The sequence below is a fragment of the Pseudomonas fluorescens group sp. PF-69 genome (assembly GCF_054481235.1).
Genome location: NZ_JBTMNC010000001.1, coordinates 2,419,182 through 2,436,685 on the forward strand (window position 1 = coordinate 2,419,182; position 17,504 = coordinate 2,436,685).

Consider the following 17,504-nt stretch of genomic DNA (forward strand, 5'->3'; position numbering starts at 1 on the left):
TGACAAGAGGCCTCCATTGATTCGGTAGATTCTTTAAGCGACAGCTTTGTAGGCCACATTTACTGCTCAAATGAGAAGCAGTATCGGCAGTAAATACTGGATCGACTTTCAGGATGCAGAGCAAAGAAAAAGGCACTTCTGATGGGGAGATTGCTTAAAAAAAGGCGCCCGGATGGGCGCCTCAAGGCTAAGAGCGCGTGGAGAAGACCTTCAATAAAACCGGCCGGTCCACAGGTAAAACCGGCCAGGACCAAACCTTACAGAATGCTCAGTGGATACTCGATGATCAGGCGCACCTCGTCGATATCGCTCTCGAACGAGGTCGCGCGGTGTGTAGCCTGGCGCAGGCGGAAGGACAGGTCCTTGGCGGCCCCTGCCTGGACCACGTACTTGGCTTCCAGGTCACGCTCCCATTCCTTCTGGTCGTCACCCACCTGGTTGGCATAGGCACCGTGCGGATCGGCCTTGGTGCCATCGATTTGATCACCTTTGACATAGCGGGCCATGAAGCTCAGTCCCGGTATGCCGAATGTAGCCATGTTCAGGTCATAACGAGCCTGGATGGAACGCTCGTTGGGGGCGTTGAAGTCGGAGTACTGAATCGAGTTGGCCAGCCAGATCGAGTCCACACCGATATAGTCGAAATACTCGTCGCCATCGATCTTCTGATAGGCCAGGGTGAGCTTGTGGGCCCCCAAGGAATAGGCCGCTTTTGCCGACCAACTCGTGGTGTCCAGTTTACCGGCACGCGCTTCGCCTTGGTCCTGGGTCTTATAGGCCATCAAGCCAAAATTCAGCGATTGCTGATCACTCAGAGGGATCGTATAGGAGACACTGCCGAAGTGCTGACGCCAGACATTGACTGCCTCACTGGTGTACGCCATCAGGCTGAGGTTATTGTTGACTTTATAGGTGCCGCCGATGAAGTCGACACTGTCAGCTTCGGTTCCACCGTAAGTGGTGAGCAGTTTGTCATCGGAGTTGGTCGAGGCTCGATTGTTGAATGCGGTGAAGTGACCAGCCTCGAAAGAAACAGCGTCGAACTCTTTGCTCGACAGTTGGAAGCCGGTAGCGGTTTCCGGCAGCAAGCGGTTGTCGCCGGTGGCGAATACCGGAGCGGTCGGGCGTTGTTCGCCGTACTTCAGCACGGTAGAGGAAATGCGCATCTTCACTGCGCCGCCGATCTCGCCGTAGCTGTCCGGCACTTCAGCTTCAGCGGTGCGGTTGTTGCTGATCGGCAGCAGGCCGTTGCCGGCCCGGCCGCGGCCAGTGTCCAGCTTGACTCCACCGTACGCGAAGGCATCGGTGCCGAAACCGATGGTGCCCTGGGTGAAACCGGAGGCGAAGTCGAGCATGGCCCCTTGTGCCCACTCCTCGCGATAGCCATTGCGCTCGCTGGCCGGCTTGGAGCCGTTGGTACCTTGGCTATTGCTGCCGCCATTACGGAAGTCGCGATTCATATAGAAATTACGATTGAGCAACCCGAGGCTGCTGTCTTCAATGAAGCCATTGGCTTCCTGTTGCTGACCAGCTATTGCCAGTTGCGTGGTGGCGGCAATGACAGCCAAGGAGAGAGAGCTAAGTTTTGCGATGTTCATCGCTTACTCCATGAGTTCTTATTAGTGTTCGTTGCCTGCACGGCAAGCAACGCTCTTGCGGCAGCTCAGGTAAACCACTGCGAAGTAAACCCGGGAGAGTCCTGTCGATCAGCGCCTTGCGGTGGACTTGACCAGCAGCCGGGGCTGCGCAGCGGTGGCTGTATCGCAGTTACGGCGAGACCTGACAATGGGGTGCAGTCAATTCGGTAGATTGCATAAGTTGCGACTTCACGAGCCGCAATAACTACTCAATCGGGGAGGGGGATCAGCAGCAAATGTCGGCTTGTTTTTTTTGCGGGTATGCGCAAAAACAGCAAAGTGGGATGAACAACAGGTTTGTTTTGTATAGCGCCAGATTTGCCTCGGAGAAGTAAAAAAATCTGGCGCCGGTTGGTTGTTACCGGTGGGTTGGCAGTCGTTGGTCAGTAACTTCGCTCGCGGTCAACCTGGCCAAGCATTGACTCACCGCGTTGATGCCGGCGGATATTCTCCAGCAATACGCTAAACGCACTTTCCGGTTGGGTCATTGCAGCGATATGCGGTGTCAGCAATATCTGCGGATGGTGCCAGAAGGGATGGTCCGGCGCCGCCGGCTCCTGTTCCAGTACGTCGAGCACCGCCGCACTGAGCTGGCCGCTGGCCAGAGCCTCAAGCAGATCCTCTTCTATCAGGTGCCCACCCCGGCCCATGTTGATCAAGGCAGCGCCTTTGGGCAGGTGCTGGAACATCTGACGGTTGAGAATCCCTTTAGTCTGCTCGGTCAATGGCAAGACACAAAGCACTATGTCGCACTGGCTGAGGAACGCTGGAAGTTGCTCGGCACCCGCAAAGCAGTCCACTCCGGCAATGTGGTGCTCGCTGCGTGCCCAGCCCGATAAGGCGAATCCAAAGGTCTGCAAGGTGGCCAGAATCTGTTGAGCTTGTGTGCCGAGCCCCATGACACCTACCCGACGATTGGCTGCCGGTTGCAGCAGGTGAGCCTGCCAGCACCGAGCCATTTGTTGCTGGCGATAACGGAGCATATCCCGGTGCAGGCTGAGTACCGCAAAACTGGCGTATTCGCACATGCCCCCGGTAATGCTCGGGTCGAGTAAACGTACCACCGGCAGGGTCGTTGGCAGACGGTCAAGGTCAAGTTGGTCGACCCCTGCCGACAAGGCGAATAGTACCTGCAGATTTGGCAACAATGTTTCGAGATTGTCCGGCGCCTGCCAGGCCGCCAAGTAGCGAATATCCTTCGGATCGCCGATGTCCGGCCAGGCACGCCATTCGATATCCGGAGCGCGCTCAGCGAATAGACGCTTCCATTGTTCGCCACGCACCGGGTCAGCTTTATAGAGCAGCGCCATGGGTAACTTCTCGCATTAGATTGGGAGTATCCAGCATGCCCGAGTGGCAGAGCAGGATATGTCGAAAGAATCTGCGTAAACGCATAACGTTGCGTTGTATGGGGTGCATGTCGGCAGATTCCATGAGGGCTGGCTACAGCTGAAGGATTCTGCTGTTTGCCGGGGTGAAAACAGTCAATCCGGATTTCTCAGAGGCCAAGTTCGGCTTAGACAATTGCGTCGAAAGCTTACTCTTGGAGCACATCGCAACCACTTCCAGGTTGCCAGGCTCACTATGGGAGATACCATGAACAGTAAAGTCGAAGAAACCCCGAGTTTGCTCCGTCAGCGCGATCAATTTGTGCCAAGGGGTTTGGTCACGGCACACCCGCTGGTCATCGACCGGGCCCAAGGTTCTGAAGTCTGGGACGTGGACGGGACGCGCTACCTGGACTTCGTCGGCGGCATTGGCGTTTTGAACATCGGTCATAATCACCCGAAGGTGGTTGCGGCAGTGCAGACCCAATTGCAAAAGATCAGCCATGCTTGCTTCCAGGTGGTGGCCTACAAACCCTATATCGACCTGGTACAACGTTTGTGCGAGTTGGTGGGTGGTCAAGAAGCCTACAAGGCGGCGCTGTTTACTTCCGGTGCAGAGGCTGTGGAGAACGCGGTGAAGATCGCCCGCGCGCATACCAATCGTTCAGCTGTTATCTCCTTTCGTGGCGGTTTCCATGGGCGTACTTTACTGGGTACGACGCTGACTGGCATGAGCCAACCCTACAAGCAAAACTTCGGGCCCTTCGCTCCAGAAGTCTTCCATACCCCATACCCTAACGCCTATCGCGGTTTCAGCAGCGAGATGGCTTTGCAAGCTCTTAACGAATTGCTGGCGACCCAAGTCGCTCCGGATCGAGTAGCGGCGATCATCATCGAGCCAGTGCAGGGCGATGGAGGCTTCCTTAGCGCGCCGCCGGAGTTTCTCCAGGCGCTGCGGGCTCTGACCGAACAACATGGCATCGTGCTCATTCTCGATGAAATTCAGACCGGTTTCGGCCGTACCGGCAAGTGGTTCGGTTTCCAGCACGCCGGGATTCAACCGGATCTGGTCACCGTCGCCAAGAGTCTCGCCGGTGGTTTGCCCATATCGGGCGTGGTGGGACGTGCGCACATCATGGACGCACCATTACCTGGTGGTCTCGGCGGTACTTACGGCGGTAACGCCCTGGCTTGCGCAGCGGCGTTGGCGGTGATCGAAACCTATGAGCAGGAGCAATTGCTCGCGCGCGGTGAAGTATTGGGCGAGCGGCTGCGTCAGGGCCTGCTGCGCTTGCAGGCAAGTCACCCTCGAATTGGTGACGTACGCGGCACCGGCTTCATGCTGGCAATTGAATTGATCAAAGACGATGAGGCCCGCAGCCCTGATGCAGAACTCACCCAACAACTGATCGATCAGGCCAGGGTTGGCGGGCTGTTGGTGATCAAATGCGGGGTGTACCGAAATGTGCTGCGCTTCCTGGCTCCTTTGGTAACCGAAGAAAATCAGATCGACGAAGCGCTGACAATTCTTGAAGCGGCATTGCTACGGGTATTGGATTAATCTCAGGTCTCGGTTGGCGCAATGTAGCAATGCGCCGACCGAGGGCATTTAGAGCACATGGATTGATGAATGCATCATGGGAGGCTACACACCATGCACCTGACTGATTATCGTGCACTGCTGATTGATTGCGACGAAGTCCTGGTCGATCGGGATTCCGGTATCTGGACGGCCCTGCAACCTTTGCTCGAAAACCAAGCGGGCATGCCAGGCAGGGAAGAGGTATTGGCTGAGTTTGACGAGGCGGTGCGCACGCTTTATCCACGTTTTTCCGAGCTGGGCTTCAGTGGCTTATTGTGCTTTGCCCATCGTCAGCTGGCAGAGCGTTTTGGGCTCAAGGCCAGTTGGGAAGAGGGCATGAGTTTCGCCCGTTCGGCATGCAACTGGTCGCTGTTCGAGGACGCGCCCGGTGCCATGTTGTATCTGCGTAAATTCTATCGGTTGCTGGTGTACTGTGATCGTGATGCTGAGGATCGCGAGCAGCTCTGTGAGCGTTTGGGTATTTTATCCGAAGACCTGCATTCCCGAGCCAGCAAACCATTGGAGGACGACGCATGGTTGCTGGCCAACAACCTGCAGCCTGAAAATATTCTGCAGATTACCAAACCTCCTGCGGAGCTGCCAAAATCGGCTGGATTGTGCCTGATCCGCCGTGGCGATGAGAATTATACTCAGGAGTATTCCGCAGATTTTTACATTACTAGCATGGCTGACCTGGTCGCTCAGCACCAGCTATCTTTAAGACGTTGAGTTTGCTAAAACCGCTGTCTAACGGAACAACAATCAAGAGGTACCCGATGGAAGGTTTAATTAAACTAGACCGAATTGATATCAGTATCCTGGTTGAACTTCAAAAAGATGGTCGAATGACCAACGTCAGTCTGGCCGACGCGGTGGGTCTGTCATCCAGCCCATGCTTACAGCGGGTCAAACGGCTTGAATCGGCCGGCTATATTTCCGGATATAGAGCTCATCTAAACCTTGCCAAGATCACCGATTCGGTCACCGTATTTACTGAGATCACACTCAGCGACCATAAGCGGGAGGACTTCGCCAAGTTCGAATCCAATATTCGTCTGGTCGATGAGGTGCTTGAGTGCCATTTGGTCAGCGGTGGTTACGATTACTTGGTGCGCTTCATGACCTGCAGTATTCAGCATTATCAGGAAGTGATGGAAGCGCTTCTGGACAAGAATATCGGTATTTCCAAGTACTTCAGTTATATCGTAATTAAATCCCCAGTACTTAAAGATGGGGTTCCTCTACGTAGGCTATTGCGTCACTGATGCCACCCAGGTCAGTTGGATTAGGCAAAGTAAGAAGCGGTACGAAGCCCAAATCCATATTGCTAGCCGCTTCCGGATCCGACGTGTCGTCAAAAGAGCACAACTCCATCACGGGCTGCATGAGACGTTGGCAGGCGCGTTTACGAGCCGGGTACGTTCAAGCAGGGCCAAACATTCAACAAAAACAACTATTCCACCGAGGTAAGAAAGATGAGTGCGGCTTCCCTGTATCCCGTTCGTCCCGAGGTTCTGGCCAACACGCTGACCGACGAGGCGACCTACAAGGCCATGTACCAGCAGTCGGTCGTCAACCCCGACGGCTTCTGGCGCGAGCAAGCCAAGCGCCTCGACTGGATCAAGCCTTTCACCACAGTGAAGCAGACCTCCTTCGACGATCACCATGTCGACATCAAATGGTTCGCCGACGGCACTCTGAACGTTTCCTACAACTGCCTCGACCGTCATCTGGCCGAGCGCGGCGATCAAGTCGCGATCATCTGGGAAGGCGATGACCCGGCGGAGAGCCGCCACATCACTTACCGCGAACTGCACGAACAAGTCTGCAAATTCGCCAACGCCCTGCGCGGCCAGGACGTGCACCGCGGCGACGTGGTGACGATCTACATGCCGATGATCCCCGAAGCCGTGGTCGCCATGCTGGCCTGCACCCGGATCGGCGCGATTCACTCGGTGGTGTTTGGTGGCTTCTCGCCCGAAGCCCTGGCCGGGCGCATCATCGACTGCAAGTCGAAAGTGGTGATCACCGCCGACGAAGGCATTCGTGCCGGCAAGAAAATCCCGCTCAAGGCCAACGTCGACGACGCGCTGACCAACCCGGAAACCAGCAGCATCCAGAAGGTCATCGTGTGCCAGCGCACCGGCGGCAACATCAAGTGGAACCAGCATCGCGACATCTGGTACGAAGACCTGATGAAAGTGGCGGGCACCGTGTGCGCGCCGAAGGAAATGGGCGCCGAAGAAGCGCTGTTCATCCTCTACACCTCCGGTTCCACCGGCAAGCCCAAGGGCGTACAGCACACCACCGGCGGCTACCTGTTGTACGCGGCCATGACCCACGAGCGCGTGTTCGACTACCGCCCGGGCGAGGTTTACTGGTGCACCGCCGACGTCGGCTGGGTCACCGGGCACTCCTATATCGTCTACGGCCCGCTGGCCAACGGCGCGACCACGCTGCTGTTCGAAGGCGTGCCGAACTACCCGGACATCACCCGGGTGGCGAAGATCGTCGACAAGCACAAGGTCAACATCCTCTACACCGCCCCGACCGCCATTCGCGCCATGATGGCCTCGGGCACCGCCGCCGTTGAAGGCGCCGACGGCAGCAGCCTGCGCCTGCTCGGGTCGGTCGGCGAGCCGATCAACCCGGAAGCCTGGGACTGGTATTACAAGAATGTCGGCAAGTCCCGCTGCCCGATCGTCGACACCTGGTGGCAGACCGAAACCGGCGGCAACATGATGAGCCCGCTGCCGGGCGCCCACGCCCTCAAGCCGGGTTCGGCGGCCCGTCCGTTCTTCGGCGTGGTACCGGCGCTGGTGGACAACCTGGGCAACATCATCGAAGGCGAGGCCGAGGGCAACCTGGTGATCCTCGATTCGTGGCCAGGCCAGGCACGTACGCTGTACGGCGACCACGACCGCTTCGTCGACACCTACTTCAAGACCTTCCGTGGCATGTACTTCACCGGTGACGGCGCCCGTCGCGATGCCGACGGCTACTACTGGATCACCGGTCGCGTGGACGACGTGCTCAACGTCTCCGGCCACCGCATGGGCACCGCCGAGATCGAAAGCGCCATGGTCGCCCACCCGAAAGTCGCCGAGGCGGCAGTGGTCGGTGTGCCGCATGACATCAAGGGGCAGGGCATTTATGTCTATGTCACGATCAATAGCGGCGAAGAGGCAGACGAAAAGCTGCGTATTGAACTGAGGAACTGGGTACGCAAGGAGATCGGCCCGATTGCTTCGCCGGATATCATCCATTGGGCACCGGGCCTGCCGAAAACCCGTTCGGGCAAGATCATGCGGCGGATTCTGCGCAAGATTGCGGCGGCCGAATACGATGGGTTGGGTGATATCTCCACCCTGGCCGATCCGAGTGTGGTGCAGCACCTAATCGACACCCACAAAACCATGAACGCTGTTGCCGCTGAGCAAAAACTGACCCAGTAAAGGCTTCGATGGGCTGGTCATCAGTTGGACAATCGGCACGCGTCCAGATGCCGACTTTGTGAACACCATGTTGGATGCTGCCATCGAGACGGTGGCTAACAGCAATGACCGGCCCACCGTCCACTCTGATCGCGGTGCCCACTATCGCTGGCCTGGGTGGCTCACTCGGATACGCGATGCGAAACTGATTCGCTCGATGTCGCGCAAAGGGTGCTCGCCCGATAATGCGGCCTGTGAAGACTTCTTCGGACGGCTGAAAACGGAGCTGTTCTACCCTCGGGACTGGCGGGCCACAACCATTGAGCAGTTCATTCAGGCCGTTGACTCCTACATCCGCTGGTACGACGAAAAATGAATCAAAATCACCCTTGGCTCGCTCAGTCGCAGCCCTGGCGCAGATTGTTTCTTGAGTTCGTCCTCCAAGAGGCAGAACAGTTGTTGCCAGCTAAAGCAGACCAGTTTGAAGCGGTAGTCGTTGCCAGGAAGGAGGGCTGTGATGATGTTTTGATACAGTTCTTCACGCGTGCTGTGGCTTAGATCAGTCAAGCCACCGAGGGTCAACAAGATACAGTTTTCCGTGAGCTTGCCATCACCCCAACCGGCTTGGAGCTCTGCCGCCAACTGCCCCGCGTATTGTTGCCGAGAGTAGTCATGGCGTTTGGCTTTCACCAGTAGCGATTGTTGCCCATCACTTATCACTACATCAGGCTCTATACGACGACCATCAGGCTGGCACCACGATGGCCAAAAATCAATGTCTTCAATTGCACCAAAGGCTCCGTCCAGCAACTTGGTCAACGTGGCGCTGAATAAGTCGTCTGGCAGGTAAGCAAGACGCTCGAAGACGCTCGCAGTGATCACGTCTTCCGCGCCCTCAGCCTGGCCGAGTATCAAGCGGGTACCTTCAAGCCCGGTGCCTCGTTTCTTGCCAGAAATGACGGCATTCAACATGGTTCGCTTCCTTGTGGCTGCTGCGAAATTGCACTCCACTTGACCACCCGTTTGCATTCGACCTGACCAGTCATTTGCATTCGTGCTGACCACCGATTGTACCGGATTTGCCCGGCACACTTTGTGACCATGATCTGCAGAGAACGGCCAGAAGGAGTCCTCAGGGGTCAGCATCACGCTTCAACTTGCGAAGACATAGCGAGCATAATGAATCGTCCCCGCCAGGACCAAAGTGTGAGTAACATCATGACCGAAGCCCAACGCTGGACAGTGAAATGCCAAGATCCTGCGGATGGAAGTGGCGACGTCATCATTGATTTGCCGCCTGAGCTACTCGCCAGTTTAGGACTGAGCATCGGTGACGTGTTGACGATTGAAGTGATCGACGGCGCGATAGTTCTGACACCGAAGTCGAGCGACTCAGCTTCACCCTGAGTCGAGCCCGTGCGCTCCAACTAATCATCAAGCGGGCATAAGTGAACGGCACATTTTAAGCGGCGGCGATTGCGCAGACAGGTAGAAAACGGCCACCTTGTGCCGGCGTAACCAGGGAAGTTACTGTTCAAAAGCCAGATAACTCAGACTGCTAGATCGCCACGGCGGACGCTCTTACATTGCTGCTGCACAATCAGCACGCCCTGGGTGCGGTGATAGAAGAAATAACCAAGTTGCTTTCAGAAAATGGGGTAGGCAGTGTCGCCGCTCATGCAATGTCGGCAATGGAAACGCTGGACACAAATGCTCAAGCCATCACAGATTCCATTATGAGGATACGCCAGTCATAGATCACTCAGTGCAGCACTACTCTCTGTTGAATCGCCCCGGGTTTTCTAGACACTCTCCAAGTCCGCTGTCGCCTTCGGTTGTCATTAGAAAATAAAATGAAATTATTAGTTTGTGAAATAGAACCTGCCTGAACCCTAATCCTGTGATTTCTGTTGCGGTCATAAGGATGCGACAGGCTGTCGCAGGTGTTGCCCGCCACGTCTATCATGGCAAGATGGCGCACTTTTCTCCTGCCCCATGGAAACTGCGCGTGCCTCGCACTCGAACTCAGCGGCGATTCGCGACCTGGCTGGCCATGCTGGCCCTGGGCCTGCTGCTGTTTGCCCCCACGGTTTCCCGTACTGTTCAAGCCTTGGAGCATTCGCCAGATGGCGCCTGGTGTTCTGAATATACGATGGGCAATGCCCATCACCCCAGTGAGTCCGGTCATGCCGGCAGTCATGTACTGGACGCGTGTGCCTATTGCTCGCTGCTGAGCGATAACCCGGCCCTGCCGTGGGCCTTGGCGGTGCTGCCAGCGCTGGTGCCCTCCGCACTCGACACAACACCCTGCACGCCCCCCTTACCACCGTATCAATGGCCGCTGAACCTCTGTCCTCGCGGGCCGCCACAAGTCTGATCCCGGCGTTTTTCATCGAACACACAACCTGCGCATGAATGCCGCAGGCGCCAAGGCGTCTGCGGTTTTCTGCGTGTCTTGTCGCCCTGAATCATGGATCAGAACCGATGCCTATCATCCACTCGCAGCGCGCGATCACCGCGCTGAAGTCTCCTGCCGCCCGTTCGCTGGCGCCACACCCGGCGATGCGCCTGTCGAACCTGAACAACGCTCTGCTCACGGCCCTGGCCAGTAGCCTGCTCTTGTTGCCGACCGCGCTGCCTGCGCTTGCAGACAGCACCGCGCCCGTCACCTCCGGCCCCATGGTCCTCGACGATGTGCTGGTCACCGCCGATGGCCAGACACAAACACAGCCATTGCCCCACGCCGTCGCCAGCGCCCCGGCGGTGGTAGAAAGTCGCAGCGCCGAACAGGTCCGCGATAGCGTCAACTTGATGACCTCCGCGCAGAGCCTGAAATACCTGCCCAGCATCGAGGTGCGCGAACGCTACATCGGCGACCGCAACGGCATTGTTTCCACCCGCACCACCGGCACCGTGTCCAGTGCCCAGTCGCTGGTCTATGCCGACGACTTGCTGCTCTCCAACCTGCTGGGCAACAGCTACAGTTTTCCGCCACGCTGGGGCATGGTGTCACCGAGTGAGATTTCCCGCGTCGACGTGATGTATGGCCCGTTCAGTGCGTTGTATCCAGGTAATTCCATGGGTGGCGTGGTTACCCTGGAAACCCGTATGCCGACCCAACCGGAATTCCATGCCGCGATCAACACTTCGCAACAGGACTTCAAGCTCTACGGCACCCACGAGAACTACAACACCGGCAACGTCAGCCTGGCCGGCGGCAGCCGTAACGGACCGTTTTCGGTCTGGGTCTCCTACGATCATCTCGACGCCCACGGCCAGCCGATGAGCTTTGCCACCGCCAACCTCTCGAGCAGGACCGCCGCAGCTTCCGCCACACGGGTCAGCGGCTCACATCAGGACTCCGACCAGAACGGCAACCAGCGCCTGGTATTCGGTGGCTATGCCATCGACCACAGCGTGCAGGATCAGGGCAAAATCAAGCTCGGCTGGGACATCAACGATGACATCACCGCCACCTACACCTTGGGTCTGTGGGCCGATGAATCGCACACCAGCGTCGACAGTTACCTGAAAAGCAGCAGCGGCCAGACCTTCTATAACGGTCCGGTGAACATCGACGGCAAGGCTTACACCGTATCCGGCCTCAACCCCGGCAGCACCGACGAGTTGCACATGCTCAACGCGTTGTCGATTGGCAGCGACACCAAGGGGCCGTTCGACTGGCATGCGGCCTACAGCAACTACAACTATCTCAACGAAGAAACGCGCTCGGCCTCCAACTACGGCCAGACCCAGGCCGGCAGCCGCCAGGTGCAGGACGGCACCGGTTGGCAGACGGGTGAGTTGCGTGGTATCTGGCGCCCACAGCCGCTACTGGATCAAACCCATGAAGTCACCTTCGGCTACCACGTCGATGACTACCTGCTCAGGCAGGACACCTACAAGGTCGATGAGTGGAAGAACGGCGCCAGCGGCCCAAAGACCGCGTCGTCTGAAGGTGAAACCCGCACCCAGGCGCTGTATGTGCAGGACGTCTGGAAACTGGCGCCGCGCTGGACCCTGACCCTAGGCGGCCGCGAGGAATACTGGCAAGCCTTCGACGGCTTCAACCTCAATACCTCGACCACCCCGACCCAGGTGAACTACCCGGGCCAGCACCGCAGCAATTTCTCGCCCAAGGCCGCCTTGGCCTTCGACATCACCCCTGAGCTGCAAACCCGCTTCTCGTATGGTCGTGCGGTACGTTACCCGACCGTGACCGAGCTGTTTCAGCAGGTCACCAGCGGTAATCAACTGGTGCAGAACAACCCCGATCTTAAACCCGAGGACGTGCAGTCTTACGACTGGACCACGCAGTACAGCTGGAGCCAGTACCAGTTGCGAGTTTCGTTGTTCCAGGAAAACCGTCACGACGCACTGTTCTCGCAGACCGACACCACCGTCAGTCCCAACTTGACCCAGATCGAGAACATCGACCGCGCGCGCATTCGTGGCGTGGAAACCGCGCTCGATGCCCAGGACGTCGGCCTGCCGGGCCTGGAACTGTCGGGCAGCATCACCTACGCCGAATCCGAGGTGCAGGAGGACAACCAGGCGCCGGCGGCCGAAGGCAAGGACTTCCCGCGCATCCCGCGCTGGCGCAGCCGCGTCTCGGCGATCTACCACCAGAACCCGCAACTGACCTATGCCCTGGGCTACCGCTACTCCAGCGGCGCCTACAGCACCCTGCTCAACACCGACACCGACCACGATACCTACGGCGGCATCAGTCATTACAGCGTGTTCGACGTCAAGGCCAGCTACAAGATCGACGCGCACCTCACCGCGTCCGCCGGCATCGACAACCTCGGCAACGAACAGTACTTCGTCAGTCCGCATCCCTATCAGCAACGCACCGCTTTCCTAGGGTTGAACTATGACTACTGACCTTCGAGAACCTCGGTGCGTAACTACCGCCACACACTCCGCGAGCGACAGCAACCAGCGTCGCGCCTCGCTCTACCGGCTCATCTGGCGCTGGCATTTCTATGCCGGGCTGCTCTGCATCCCCTTCGTGCTCGCCCTGTCGCTGAGCGGTTCAATCTACTTGTTCCGCCCGCAGATCGACGCATTGCTCGACAGCCCCTACAACCATGTCCAGGCAGAAGCCGCGCGGCGACCGCTCAGCGAGCAGGTGCAAGCGGCCCTGGCGTTGGTGCCGGGCGGTGTGCTCAACGCCTACCAACTGCCCGACGGCCCGACTGAGGCCACGCAAGTGCTGATCGGCAAGGGCAAATCCCTGCTGCGGGTGTACATCGACCCGGTGACGACCAAGGTGCTGCATAGCGTGGCTGATGACGAGCGCTTCACACGCCAGTTGTTCCACCTGCACGGCGAACTGCTGATGGGCAGCCTCGGCTCGGCACTGGTGGAACTGGCTGCCTGCTGGACCGTCGTCATGCTGCTCTCGGGTCTTTATCTCTGGTGGCCACGGGGCGGACGCCTGGCGGGTGTCCTCTATCCGCGCCTGCGCCAGCAAGGTCGACTGTTCTGGCGTGACTTGCACGCGGTGGTCGGGTTCTGGGTATCGCTGTTCGCCGTGCTGCTGATCCTCAGCGGCCTGCCCTGGGCGAGCGTGTGGGGCGGCACCCTCAAAGAGCTGCGGCAGTGGGTCGCGAGCCACGCTATCGAACAGGACTGGACCACCGGCCGCGCGTCGGAACTGGCTCAGCGCCGAGCGATGAACACGCCGGCCGACGAGCACGCCAATATGCCCGGCATGCACCATGACGGCAGCATGGCGATGACCATGAGTGCCCCGGCCGCGTCGATCTATGAGCCACTGGAGCGCCTGGCACCTATCGTCGACGCCCTGCAACTGCCGTCACCGGTACTGATCTCGCCGCCTTCGGCACAAACGCCGAACTGGACCGCACGCTCTGATGCTGCCAACCGTCCGCAACGGGTCAACCTGGTGCTCGACCCGGTCAGCGGCATGGTGCTAAAGCGTGTTGATTTCAATCAGCGACCATTGCTCGACCGCATCATCGGCTACGGCGTGGCTGCTCATGAAGGCCAACTGTTCGGGCTGGCTAACCAGTTGCTGGGCCTGGTCACCACCCTCGGCCTGATGACGTTGTCGCTCAGCGCCTGCGTGCTCTGGTGGCGTCGACGTCCACAGGGCGTTCTCGGTGCGCCGCCTGCTCCGGTCGATGTCCGTTACCCGGTAATCCTGCTCGGCATACTGGTCTTGCTTGGCCTATACCTTCCACTAATGGGCGCATCGATGCTGGTGCTGTGGTTGCTGGAACGCTGCGTACTGTCGCGTATCGCACCCATGCGCAACTTCCTCGGCCTGGGCGCCGGATAACACTTGTGCCCACAGTGGCGGGGTCTGACTCCTTGGCTCCGCCGCTGGTTTTCGATTTTGAATACGAACCCAAGTAATTTTAAAAAAACAAATTCAACGAAATACTCCGTCGTTAACCAGAGGTAATACTGATGTCTGCTCATTTTGCGAAGAAAGTACTGACTACCGTTGCGTTGCTTGCATCCTTTGCTACGGCTACTTCGGTGTTCGCGCATGCCCACCTGAAGAGTCAAACGCCGGCCGCCGACAGCACGGTCACTGCACCGAAAGATTTGCATCTGGTGTTTTCCGAGGGCGTTGAAGCCAAGTTCACAACAGTTTCCATCACTGCCGATGGTGCTGCGGTTGCGGTCAAGAGCATTGAAACCGCTCCGGGCGACCAGAAGACGTTGATCGTCACATCGGAAAAGCCGCTGGCTGCTGGGAAGTACAAAGTTGAATGGCATGCGGTATCGGTCGACACCCACAAGAGTGATGGCAACTATGGTTTCACGGTAGGTAACTGAGACTTCGGAGGCCTGAAAAAGGAGAGCATATCGTCTGATTAGGGGCTTGTTATGCAGGCCCCTTGTGTAAAGTCTCCGGTAGGGTTTTGTCGGGGCAAACTGCAAGAAGCGTTACGCGAAGACAGTGGTTCAGCCTTTGAAGACCAATTGCACGAGGCGAGCAACCACAACCCCCAGTAGCGGTAGAAGAATCACCATCAAAACAAGCTCAGGCAGTTCACCGAGTACCGCGCCATAAAACCTTTTTGTGGCCATGGCATGTAACTCGGACAGGCTTTTCGAGAATAACAGCACGCTAGCGCAATAACCAACCACCCCGCACGACCAATCTCTTCGGGTATCAGTGAATAGAACCAGAACGGTTCCCCAGCCGATGCTCGCGAATAGCAAAACGATGAAACCCAAAGTCGAACCGGTGCAAACATGACTGGCTGTTGCGCCGACCACTCCGCTGAGAAAGAAGCTATACATGGCGTCACGAATCATGGAGGTCGCTACATTCGTGCACTGAGAATAGATGACGGCGCATCAGTGCTTCTTTGACCATGGGAGGCAAAATCCCGCAATCAAAATATCTCACCATCAGTGGTAGAAACGTCGCCCAGAAAAGAAGGGCCAATAGTATCAGATGTAAGAGTCGCGGTTAGCGGCAAAAAAGAAGAGTGCCAAGGGCCTTTCGGCCCTTGGCACTCGGTGATACGACGTTAACCCTGCCAAGAGAAATCTTCGTATCAGCTTTGAATCTAGCACGCATTCACTCACTGGCGGAGCTGCGACAACACGCCACAGCCAAATCCACCAATCAGCAAAATCACAACTACTTAATAGGCGAGTCGACGGCTGCGGCAGCCTGTCGCACTTGGGATGTCGAACCGCCGTTATTACACTCGGAACGCCTTGCTGATATGCGCTGTGCCAAACGGTTCAGGCACCAGCAATGCTCAAGCGCCACGGATGGATTGAGTCATTTCAAAGGCCAAGCCCTGAATATAAAAATGTCCAATGAGGTCAACCGTGAAAAAAATACTGGCTGCTGCCTGTTTACTCGCACTCTCTAACGCACACGCAGCGCAGGATCCTGAGGCGGTGTTCAACCGTGCTTGCACCATGTGCCACAGTGGCCAGCTACCCATGGCGCCGAAAAAAGGCGATCAAGCGGCCTGGAAACCTCGCCTGGAGCAAGGCACTGATGTGTTGGTCAAACACGTGACCGAAGGCTTTAATGCCATGCCGGCGCGCGGCCTGTGCATGGACTGTAGCGCCGAAGACTACAAGGCCGTTATCGCCTGGATGTCGAAGTAAGTATCGTCCCAGCCAAGCGATCCTGCCGGATAGAAGCGCCTGAGTGTTCCAGGGATGGATATCAGCGTCGAAATCCGGCGCCGCCCTTGCCTTTGAAAAGGCGCTAGTCAACGTCTCAGAGCGCCAATGGCAATACAAACTCCGCTCAATAATATCCGGTGGAAATAACGACTGCCTCTGCTGAAAGCTTCAAAACACATAGGATGGCACGGTGTAAGCCAGAGACAACGTTTCAGCGTTTCTGCAATGTGTAAGCGAAAGGAGCAATGATCTCGATTTGACCACTGTGGAGCAGATAAGCCGGAGGCTTGGGCAGCGGCTGCGCGCGTTTGATCATGTCCAGGGTTGCCCGGTCCAGATCGGCGTTGCCGGAGCCGCTCACCAGCTCAAACGACAACACCCTGCCTTCGGCATCGACCACGAACCGCAGACGGTTCAGCCCTTCCTTGTTCCGCGCTAGAGCGCTGGCCGGGTACTTCTTGTACTTCTGCAGGTGCGCCAGCAACGTACCTTGCCAGCTGGCCTTGGCCCCCACTTGAGCCGCCGATGGGCCAGGCGCTGGCTGAGCGGATTGCTCCGTCGGTGCCGGCGTCGGTGGCGCTTCGCTCGGTTTTGCCTCGGATGGCTTTTCCTTGGGCGGCGCGGGCTTTTTCTCCACAGGCTTGGGCGGTTGAGGTTTGGGCTTGGGCTTGACCGGTTTCGGCACCGCAATCTCGGCCTTGGGGGCTTCGGCGAGTTTCGGTATCGGCAGTTCTTCAACCGGAGCCGGCGGCTGCGGCGGTGTGACGACCTTTGGCGGTGCAGGCGGTGGCGGGGCGGGAAGCGGTGCCAGCTCGACCATCATTGCCTGGGGCGGCAATTCGATAGGCGGGCGAGTGGTCCAGTTCACGGCCAGCGCAACGGCCAGCGCGTGAATGCCCAGCACCACGGCCAGGCTCGCGCCGTATCGCGTCAGCTTATGGCGCGTCGTGATCATTTCTTGACTGCCGACTCGAGACCGACCAGACCCACCTTCAGGTAACCGGCGGAGCGCAGGGTGTCCATCACGCTCATGAGGTCGCCGTAGTCCACGCCTTTATCGGCCTGGAAGAAGATCGTCGTGTCTTTCTTGCCCTGGGTCTTGGCGTCGAGTGTGGCGCCGAGTGTTTCGGCCTTCACTTCGTCTTCGCCGAGGAACAGGCGCTGGTCAGCCTTGACGCTGAGGAACACCGGTTTTTCGGGGCGTGGCGCCGGTTTGGCGGTGGACGCCGGCAGGTCGACCTTGATGTCCACGGTGGCCAGCGGCGCCGCAACCATGAAGATGATCAGCAGCACGAGCATGACGTCGATGAACGGCGTGACGTTGATTTCGTGATTCTCGGCCAGATCGTCGTCTGCGCCTTCTTCCAAATGCAGGCCCATGGCC

17 protein-coding genes and 1 pseudogene are annotated in these 17,504 nt (G+C 57.9%); 12 read left to right on the top strand and 6 right to left on the bottom strand.

Features of this window, described 5'->3' with window-relative positions; all coding sequences use genetic code 11:
• Window positions 1-257: 257 nt before the first annotated feature.
• Complete coding sequence (locus ACX3YF_RS11160; RefSeq protein WP_458973756.1) at window positions 258-1,598, bottom strand: OprD family porin; 1,341 nt, start codon at window positions 1,596-1,598, stop codon at window positions 258-260.
• A gap of 422 nt (window positions 1,599-2,020) precedes the next feature.
• Entirely contained in the window at window positions 2,021-2,947 is a 927-nt protein-coding gene (locus ACX3YF_RS11165) for a 2-hydroxyacid dehydrogenase (protein ID WP_458973757.1), read from the bottom strand.
• Between the two features lie 286 nt (window positions 2,948-3,233).
• Here ACX3YF_RS11165 and gabT point away from each other — a divergent pair, with 286 nt between their 5' ends.
• The 5 genes and pseudogenes from gabT to ACX3YF_RS11190 form a co-directional block, all read left to right on the top strand.
• A complete protein-coding gene (gene gabT, locus ACX3YF_RS11170) occupies window positions 3,234-4,526 on the top strand; it encodes a 4-aminobutyrate--2-oxoglutarate transaminase (RefSeq protein ID WP_458973758.1) in 1,293 nt (430 codons plus the stop codon).
• A gap of 93 nt (window positions 4,527-4,619) precedes the next feature.
• Window positions 4,620-5,276, top strand: a complete 657-nt coding sequence (locus tag ACX3YF_RS11175) for an HAD family hydrolase (RefSeq protein ID WP_458973759.1) — start codon at window positions 4,620-4,622, stop codon at window positions 5,274-5,276.
• Between the two features lie 47 nt (window positions 5,277-5,323).
• Window positions 5,324-5,812 (top strand): Lrp/AsnC family transcriptional regulator, encoded by a 489-nt coding sequence (locus ACX3YF_RS11180; protein WP_458973760.1) that lies wholly within the window; start codon window positions 5,324-5,326, stop codon window positions 5,810-5,812.
• Window positions 5,813-6,022: 210 nt separating this feature from the next.
• On the top strand, window positions 6,023-8,002 hold the full coding sequence (gene acs / locus ACX3YF_RS11185; RefSeq protein WP_458973761.1) for an acetate--CoA ligase: 1,980 nt from the start codon (window positions 6,023-6,025) through the stop codon (window positions 8,000-8,002).
• Between the two features lie 4 nt (window positions 8,003-8,006).
• A pseudogene (locus ACX3YF_RS11190) lies at window positions 8,007-8,354 on the top strand (transposase); the annotation flags it as partial.
• Here the strand turns inward: ACX3YF_RS11190 and ACX3YF_RS11195 are convergent.
• Complete coding sequence (locus ACX3YF_RS11195; RefSeq protein WP_458973762.1) at window positions 8,330-8,953, bottom strand: F-box domain-containing protein; 624 nt, start codon at window positions 8,951-8,953, stop codon at window positions 8,330-8,332. The pseudogene ACX3YF_RS11190 and the gene ACX3YF_RS11195 overlap by 25 nt on opposite strands.
• Window positions 8,954-9,199: 246 nt before the next feature.
• Between ACX3YF_RS11195 and ACX3YF_RS11200 the strand changes: the two genes are divergently transcribed.
• The 6 genes from ACX3YF_RS11200 (at window position 9,200) to copC (ending at window position 14,797) form a co-directional block, all read left to right on the top strand.
• On the top strand, window positions 9,200-9,388 hold the full coding sequence (locus ACX3YF_RS11200) for an AbrB/MazE/SpoVT family DNA-binding domain-containing protein (RefSeq protein ID WP_458973763.1): 189 nt from the start codon (window positions 9,200-9,202) through the stop codon (window positions 9,386-9,388).
• A gap of 155 nt (window positions 9,389-9,543) precedes the next feature.
• Window positions 9,544-9,738 (top strand): hypothetical protein, encoded by a 195-nt coding sequence (locus ACX3YF_RS11205; protein ID WP_458974836.1) that lies wholly within the window; start codon window positions 9,544-9,546, stop codon window positions 9,736-9,738.
• A gap of 251 nt (window positions 9,739-9,989) precedes the next feature.
• Window positions 9,990-10,358, top strand: a complete 369-nt coding sequence (locus ACX3YF_RS11210; protein ID WP_458973764.1) for a DUF2946 family protein — start codon at window positions 9,990-9,992, stop codon at window positions 10,356-10,358.
• Window positions 10,359-10,465: 107 nt separating this feature from the next.
• The gene (locus ACX3YF_RS11215; RefSeq protein ID WP_458973765.1) at window positions 10,466-12,868 is read left to right on the top strand and encodes a TonB-dependent receptor; all 2,403 of its coding nucleotides are present in this window, start codon (window positions 10,466-10,468) and stop codon (window positions 12,866-12,868) included.
• On the top strand, window positions 12,858-14,291 hold the full coding sequence (locus tag ACX3YF_RS11220) for a PepSY-associated TM helix domain-containing protein (RefSeq protein ID WP_458973766.1): 1,434 nt from the start codon (window positions 12,858-12,860) through the stop codon (window positions 14,289-14,291). Before ACX3YF_RS11215 ends, ACX3YF_RS11220 begins: the two co-directional genes overlap by 11 nt.
• A gap of 131 nt (window positions 14,292-14,422) precedes the next feature.
• A complete protein-coding gene (gene copC, locus ACX3YF_RS11225; RefSeq protein WP_458973767.1) occupies window positions 14,423-14,797 on the top strand; it encodes a copper homeostasis periplasmic binding protein CopC in 375 nt (124 codons plus the stop codon).
• Between the two features lie 129 nt (window positions 14,798-14,926).
• Here the strand turns inward: copC and ACX3YF_RS11230 are convergent, their stop codons facing one another.
• A complete protein-coding gene (locus ACX3YF_RS11230; RefSeq protein WP_458973768.1) occupies window positions 14,927-15,283 on the bottom strand; it encodes a hypothetical protein in 357 nt (118 codons plus the stop codon).
• A gap of 528 nt (window positions 15,284-15,811) precedes the next feature.
• Here ACX3YF_RS11230 and ACX3YF_RS11235 point away from each other — a divergent pair.
• The gene (locus ACX3YF_RS11235) at window positions 15,812-16,099 is read left to right on the top strand and encodes a c-type cytochrome (protein WP_458973769.1); all 288 of its coding nucleotides are present in this window, start codon (window positions 15,812-15,814) and stop codon (window positions 16,097-16,099) included.
• Window positions 16,100-16,331: 232 nt separating this feature from the next.
• Here ACX3YF_RS11235 and ACX3YF_RS11240 read toward each other — a convergent pair whose 3' ends face one another.
• Complete coding sequence (locus tag ACX3YF_RS11240) at window positions 16,332-17,075, bottom strand: TonB family protein (RefSeq protein WP_458973770.1); 744 nt, start codon at window positions 17,073-17,075, stop codon at window positions 16,332-16,334.
• Entirely contained in the window at window positions 17,072-17,500 is a 429-nt protein-coding gene (exbD, locus tag ACX3YF_RS11245) for a TonB system transport protein ExbD (protein ID WP_458973771.1), read from the bottom strand. Before exbD ends, ACX3YF_RS11240 begins: the two co-directional genes overlap by 4 nt.
• Window positions 17,501-17,504: the final 4 nt, after the last annotated feature.